Origin of the sequence: Blautia sp. DFI.9.10, from assembly GCF_024461705.1 — a bacterium.
Taxonomy (GTDB): domain Bacteria; phylum Bacillota; class Clostridia; order Lachnospirales; family Lachnospiraceae; genus Blautia_A; species Blautia_A fusiformis.
The window spans coordinates 1-6236 of record NZ_JANGAA010000043.1 but is presented as its reverse complement, the minus strand read 5'-3'; the positions used below and the strand labels follow the sequence as shown (position 1 = coordinate 6236).

7 protein-coding genes and 3 tRNA genes are annotated in these 6236 nt (G+C 43.2%); 3 read left to right on the top strand and 7 right to left on the bottom strand.

All coding sequences use genetic code 11. The annotated features are described in order from the left end of the window. The first annotated feature begins 67 nt into the window (after positions 1-67). From NE671_RS15605 to NE671_RS15595, 3 genes are all read left to right on the top strand, one after another. A tRNA-Met gene (locus NE671_RS15605) sits at positions 68-141 on the top strand. Between the two features lie 5 nt (positions 142-146). After that, positions 147-219: transfer RNA gene (locus NE671_RS15600), tRNA-Phe, on the top strand. Between the two features lie 64 nt (positions 220-283). Further along, positions 284-356: transfer RNA gene (locus NE671_RS15595), tRNA-Lys, on the top strand. Between the two features lie 154 nt (positions 357-510). Here the strand turns inward: NE671_RS15595 and NE671_RS15590 are convergent. The 7 genes from NE671_RS15590 to NE671_RS15560 form a co-directional block, all read right to left on the bottom strand. Beyond that, on the bottom strand, positions 511-1755 hold the full coding sequence (locus NE671_RS15590; protein ID WP_256164157.1) for a tyrosine-type recombinase/integrase: 1245 nt from the start codon (positions 1753-1755) through the stop codon (positions 511-513). 147 nt (positions 1756-1902) lie between these two features. Next, positions 1903-2211, bottom strand: coding sequence for a hypothetical protein (locus NE671_RS15585; RefSeq protein WP_173740939.1), 309 nt, complete (start codon positions 2209-2211; stop codon positions 1903-1905). A 137-nt stretch (positions 2212-2348) separates the two neighbouring features. Further along, complete coding sequence (locus tag NE671_RS15580; protein ID WP_173740940.1) at positions 2349-2678, bottom strand: hypothetical protein; 330 nt, start codon at positions 2676-2678, stop codon at positions 2349-2351. Positions 2679-2752: 74 nt separating this feature from the next. Beyond that, positions 2753-3835, bottom strand: coding sequence for a hypothetical protein (locus tag NE671_RS15575; RefSeq protein WP_173740941.1), 1083 nt, complete (start codon positions 3833-3835; stop codon positions 2753-2755). Between the two features lie 180 nt (positions 3836-4015). After that, entirely contained in the window at positions 4016-4789 is a 774-nt protein-coding gene (locus NE671_RS15570) for a helicase HerA domain-containing protein (RefSeq protein WP_173740942.1), read from the bottom strand. Continuing rightward, positions 4786-5430 carry a hypothetical protein gene (locus NE671_RS15565; protein ID WP_173740943.1) on the bottom strand — a complete coding sequence of 215 codons (645 nt, stop codon included), beginning with the start codon at positions 5428-5430 and terminating at the stop codon, positions 4786-4788. The genes NE671_RS15570 and NE671_RS15565 overlap by 4 nt, the downstream gene beginning before the upstream one ends. Before the next feature lie 42 nt (positions 5431-5472). Then, positions 5473-5856: a hypothetical protein gene (locus NE671_RS15560; protein ID WP_173740944.1), complete on the bottom strand. Its 384-nt coding sequence runs from the start codon at positions 5854-5856 to the stop codon at positions 5473-5475. Positions 5857-6236: the final 380 nt, after the last annotated feature.

Here is a 6236-nt window from a genome sequence, read left to right as displayed (position 1 = left end):
GAGCAGCTGATTTGTAATCAGCAGGTTATCGGTTCGAGTCCGATCATCGGCTTTTAACATTTAATAACGCGGGGTGGAGCAGTCTGGAAGCTCGTCGGGCTCATAACCCGAAGGTCATAGGTTCAAATCCTGTCCCCGCTACTTATGCCCAGATAGCTCAGTTGGTAGAGCAGAGGACTGAAAATCCTCGTGTCGCTGGTTCGATTCCGGCTCTGGGCATGTTTTAATGTAAAACATACGAACGGCTGGTTAGAAAAAGCCTGAGTATTAATTAATTTAATATGGGGTATTAGCTCAGTCGGTAGAGCACTTGACTTTTAATCAAGTTGTCCGGGGTTCGAATCCCCGATGCCTCACTACTTTTTAAGAGCACTGTCAGTTCGACAGTGCTTTTTTCGTGCCCGGAAAAGCCTTGTTTTATGCGGGTTTCCGGGCTTTTTTATTTTTTTATAAGTGTGTTCAAAAGTGAATTTTTTTGGCGATTTACTGTTACACTTGTGTTACACTCCCTTAGGCGAGTGCTTTTTCTACCTTTTTCCGTTTTTCCGCCTCAGTATTCCGGTCAAAACAGTAGTTTTTCAGGGTTGTCCGCTCATCTGAGTGTCCGACCAGCTCCCTTACTGTATTGATATTAACATGAGCATCCAACAGGGTTGATATGTAAGTTTTTCTTACCTTATGAGAACTTTTTACTGTTGTGCCATATTCCTTACAATACTTGCGGAAACGGTATGCAACGGCATACTGGGGAAGTGGTTTCCCATCCATTGAGAAAATATATCCGATACTGTCTGCCCCGGTTTCTTTCTGCCTTGACCGGGCTGTTTCAATGATCTCCCTGGCCTTTTGGGTCAGTATCACCTGCCTGTCACCACAATCCGTTTTGGCGTGTTCAATGATCTTTTTTGTGTCTTTGTTGTACATGCGCTGGATATGGATATAATCCGGGCTTTCAATGTCCTCATACCGGACGGCACACAGCTCACCGATACGCAATCCTGTCTGGAACAGGAATGGAATTGCCAGCGGTGCAAGATCATACGTGCAGTTGTGGCTGTAGTAGTCTTTCCATGCCAGTTCGGTTATTGCGTTTTCTTCGGCTGTCTGATAGACCTGCGTTGCATCGGGTTTCTTTTTAACCTTCCGAAACATTCGCTTGCCGTCGATTTTTACATACTTGAATGGATTTTCCAAGATAAGGTTTAAGTCCGCCGCATAGTCCAATGCCTGCCGCATAATCACGGTGCTGTTGTAGTATTGCGTTTTGGTCATGGAATGTTTCTTTATGAGTTCATGCGCCCATACATCTAATGTCAGCTTATTAAGCTTCCGAAGCGGCTTTTTGACGATCGGTGTGCCTAAATAGTAGGCTTTCCAGTCAGAATCTATCCGGCTGATGTAAGTCTCTGAATTGGTGTGCAGAGCCTTGTATTTCAGCCAGGTTGGATAAAAAGATTCCAGTGTCACCCGATCTTCGTCATCGTACCACTCAAGGCCGTAGTAGTCTGCAAGTGCTTTGTAAAGATCTTCTTCTGAGGTCTTGACAATCATCCTCAGACCGGACTTACAGCTTTTGTCCGGTACACGGGTTCGCCAGCGATGGTCTTTCTCGTTTTGGCGGATGGTGTGCGGATGTAAAGGTTTTAATTCGTTTTTCAGTTTTTCTAGCGTTTTCTTCTTCATGGATTCTTTAATTTTTTCCATGTCGCTTGAATCCAGTATATCATTTTTCAGTGCCAGTTCAAGTAATTTCAAGTTTTCGCTGTTGTCCATGATGTCTTATCATTTTTTCAACGCAAAAAAAGAGGATATTTCTATCATTCCACGATACAGCACAATACATCACAAGCGTTGATAAAAATATCCTCCCTATTTAATTTAACGGATTAATTTACCGCTTGGTCATTCTTCGGAAAAACAGTTTTCGTAGCAGAGCTCGAAATTGTATGTGACTTCCAGATAATAGGTCACTGTTTTGCTTTCTTTTATAGCGGTAATATTAATACGTTCACCGGCAGGAGTGGAAAACATTACCTCTGTTGCTTCATTTTTTCCAATTTCCAGATTGCGGATAAGGTCAACTTTGTCCTCGGTTTCCTTGGCTTTAATTGACATACGGATGATGTTACGCATGGTCTGAGGGTACTTGTTTCCTTTAATGCTTTCTTCAAAAGCTACTCTTAATCCCTCGATTTTATCTGATATTTTCATTTGAAAAATCTCCTTTTTTTTGTTTTTTCGGTACGGTAACAATACGCTTCAATACATGGATTACCTGATACGGTATAAACGTTACTTTACGGTCAGTACACTACAGTTACTTTGCAGTACAATATTTTCATATGCGATTATTCGCAGTTATCACAAATGTCTTTGGAATAACAAATCTCGTAATTTTCCTCTATCTCAATATGATAGATTGCATTGCCATCCTCATTTAATGCGGCGTTTACACTGAGGGTCGCATTGGAGGCTGTTGTGAAAAGGATTTCATAGGTTTCCTGGTTATCCGTGTTCATGATGCGGCTGAAAGTAATTTCTTCGCCTAAAAACTTCAAGAAACAGCCATGCTTGTAAAGAGCGGACATAACGATATAAATTCTGTCCCGGTCAATGATTCCTTTCGTGATCCGCTTTTCGAATTCTTTTCGTAAAAGCGTTAATTTGCGGTCAGTCATATAAAAATTCCTTTCTGATGATAAATCATTGTGTACTGGTCAGGGTGTCCCTGACCAGCAGGTATATAGTTACATTATTTGTTGAATGGGTTTGCTCTGCTTTCCTCAATGGACAGAGTATGGAAGTCCTCTGATCGTTCCAGATATTTCTGGACAGAATCATAAACTCTGATCTTATCCTTTTCGAAAATCCAGACTTCGCTGATACGGCGGAGAAAGGCATTCCATGATTCCGGTTTTTCCAGCTGAATGTTTCTGTACTGATCTTCCAATGGCTCATTTGAGAGCATATAGATGGTCTGTGCACACATAAAGCGGTTAGAATACCGGGCTGGCAGGTCAATAGGATAAATGTCCAGATACTGTAACATATCTGCGATCGGCAACTGGCTTCGGTATTCCTCGAAACACATGACAGACTGATAGCTGTACGTGTCAAACGGGTGCTGGTAGTCGCAGACCTTGTAAACATTCCTGTCCCCATGCGTGTCTAATACATATCTGGTTTTTCCGGTTCCGGTTTCACCGAAAATGTAGATTACTTTCAGGTTCAGCCGCCGTTTTCCCCTGTAACGTTCTGCGAGGATGGTCGTGCGGAGCCTGTCGATCTTATCAATATGTAAGATATAATCATGGTTGATCGCGAGGATTTCCGCATTGTTATAGCCATCAAAAACAAGATTGTAAAGTTCCTCCATAGCTACGTTTTTGCCCTTCTGTTTTGGAGGGGAACCCCATTCTTCAAAAGTACCCGGCACGCTTGTTTCTGCTTTCTCAGAATCCTTCCATTTGCCGGACTTCTGGATGTATTCAATATTGTCTTTTACAGTTCCCCTTGCAACCTCGATGTGGGCTGTCGGGAAGTGCTTTTTCACCGTACTCCACCGTACTCTTGATCGGAAAACGATATACAGGTGCGTGTGGGGTGTTCCGGTTTCGGCTACTTCATCAGACATGCAGAAATATACCAAGGTTGGAAAGTGTGATACCAGCGTTTCTTTGATCGTTGTATGGTCAAAGCCATCCTCAAGGGGATTGTTGATTGTGAGCTGAAAAGAATTTCTCTGTACATTCAGCTTCGCCTGGATTTCCCGGTCTGTTATCGGGGAAATATGCGTTTCCTCCACCAGTGGTGGAATCTTTTTCTTTTCGTCCATGAAATTTTATCTCCTTTATCGGACATGTTCGCTTTGTTTATTGATAGCGAACAGTGATTTTATGCCCTGAAAGCCTTTTATTTACGGGCTTTTTTGGGATTTTTTTGTTGTTTGTTCACCGGGCGGTAATACTGACCGCCCGGCGAACGGTCATTCCGTCCTCACCGTCTGACCACTGGTTCAGCCTTCGGCTGTCCCAGCGATCAGAGCGGTAAGTTCGGCCTGACGATCCAGTTTCCGTCTGATTTCCCGGTTGAGGGTATCAGGATTCCGGATTCTGGGAACGATGATTTCCTGAACGCCATCCTGCCCATCAATCAGGGCAAGAGCCTGTCCCGGCTTGTAGCCACTGGTCGGGTTTTCTTCCAGCTCACCGGAAAAGCCCAGCATCCGAAACTGTTCAGCGGAGCATCTTCCAAAAGATACGACGCACTGGAACTGCTCCCTTGAGCCAGAATCAAAAAGATGTGCGTCGGCACGCTGGACACAGATGAATACGCCCATATTCAGCCCACGGGAGACTGCAAGGAGTTCACCGATCTTTGCCTGTAACTCGGATTTCAGCTTCTTTGCCTGCGTTTCTGCGTAGGCCAGGAGGCCAAACCATTCCTCTACAAACAGCGTGTAATGAGTTTGTAATTTGATCTTATTTTCACGAACATATACGAAGAAATCATAAAATTCCTGAATCATCGCGATCGCATCATTACCAGAGGCATAGGCTGACGAACCTTCGAAACTCTCGTACTCCTCCCCACCTTTATAGTCAGCGATGTACACGGCACTTTCGTCTGTTGCCAGTAAATTCCCTATGTACCATCGGGCAGACAGGCTCTTACCAGAACCAGATTTCCCAGCAATCAGAACAGAAGAGGTCTGCTTGGCCAGCTTGATGTTTAACGGAATCTTAATACCCGTTTTCTGATAGTCCTCCAACAAATATCCAAGCTTCATGGCTCGTCCTCGTCATCAAAGATGTGAAAAACCTCTTCCAGTGGCTCCGCTTCATCGGATGAAGTGGTATCTGTTAATGATGCCTGTACCTGCGCTTGTGAATCCAGATATTTAAGCCCCACAACGGATAATGGAATTGCAAACTGAATCCGGGTAGGAGTGGCAACAAAAACTCTCACGATAACTTTCTGCTGTCGGGTGTCCAAGTAATAGGACTGAACTGCATGCTCGATCAGCTTGTTGAACTGTCCACGCTCGATATCCCGGTATTTTTCCTTTAAACCAACGGCAGTAAAGCTGAAAAACAGGCAGTCGTTCATTACAGAATAATTTTCAAGAACTGGAAATTCAAAAACCTGTTTTCCCAGCAAATGTTTCAGGTCATTTAGTTCGTCATTTGTAAGACCTAAGCTCTGGTTGACGATCTTTTCAGGGTTCGTGTGTCCGGTTTCTTCCATTACCCACCAGAACAAACAAGAACCAATTTTTTTTGTTACATCAGCAAGCCAACGTAAAAAATGAGCGATTCCCTGATCTAAGGATGCTAAATTTTTTCTCTTATAGAAGATGTAGCCGCCGCTTGCTATAATGCCAATGGAAGCAAATGCGCTCACAATGGCAAGAACAATATAGTATGCCATCTCTTTATTTGGGGAGCTGTCAGCTCCCCGCCTCCTTTCTTATTAAGCTTCATAATCCGTTACTATTTTTATTGACTTGGCCTTGAAGGAGTCTTCGATTGAATTCGTTCTTTCAGCATAGTAAGCTGTGACTGTTCCTCCAATAATCTCAACAAAAATTTTCTCACCATTTTCTCGATGTTCCAGTAATTCATCTGGGTCGATCAGTGGGTTTGTTTCTTCAACTTTGATTGCGATACGATCAAATGAAAACAGGTCAACGCAATCATAGAAATAACTGTCAATCTTATCGGTGCGAGTTCCTTCTTCATAGACTGGAACTGGTCGCACGTTTACTAACATCATCCTTGTGCCACTGACTTTTGAGCTGTTTAAAATATCCAGCGGTCGCTGACAGATGGATGAATTAATTTTTAATCTAGTCATGAATATCCTCCTGTGCTAGAATAAATTTGTTGATAAAGTTTCTGGAGAACTTATCTCCGTGAGCCGCTTTCTGTTCCTGCAGAAGGTGGCTCGATTTACAGGTACGTTCCTGGGCGGTGGCCGGTATCGGTTCATGGCTTTCTCCTTTCTTGCAGTTGCCGTTCTTAATTACAAGTAAAGAATAACATTGATGTAAGAAACAGTTTTGAATGATCTATATCCTACCCTGAGGGGAAGAAGTTCAATTTCAAATAACTTCCAGGGGCGGTGGCAGGTATTGGTTCATGGCTTTCTCCTTTCTTGCAGTTGCTGTTCTTAATTACAGGTAAAGAATAACATTGATGTAAGAAACAGTTTTGAATGATCTATATCCTACCCTG

What these genes read in the sequence shown, in the direction of transcription:
- NE671_RS15585 (WP_173740939.1), bottom strand. Translation starts at nt 2,211, where the DNA reads ATGAAAATATCAGATAAAATCGAGGGATTAAGAGTAGCTTTTGAAGAA.
- NE671_RS15580 (WP_173740940.1), bottom strand. Translation starts at nt 2,678, where the DNA reads ATGACTGACCGCAAATTAACGCTTTTACGAAAAGAATTCGAAAAGCGG.
- NE671_RS15575 (WP_173740941.1), bottom strand. Translation starts at nt 3,835, where the DNA reads ATGGACGAAAAGAAAAAGATTCCACCACTGGTGGAGGAAACGCATATT.
- NE671_RS15570 (WP_173740942.1), bottom strand. Translation starts at nt 4,789, where the DNA reads ATGAAGCTTGGATATTTGTTGGAGGACTATCAGAAAACGGGTATTAAG.
- NE671_RS15565 (WP_173740943.1), bottom strand. Translation starts at nt 5,430, where the DNA reads ATGGCATACTATATTGTTCTTGCCATTGTGAGCGCATTTGCTTCCATT.
- NE671_RS15560 (WP_173740944.1), bottom strand. Translation starts at nt 5,856, where the DNA reads ATGACTAGATTAAAAATTAATTCATCCATCTGTCAGCGACCGCTGGAT.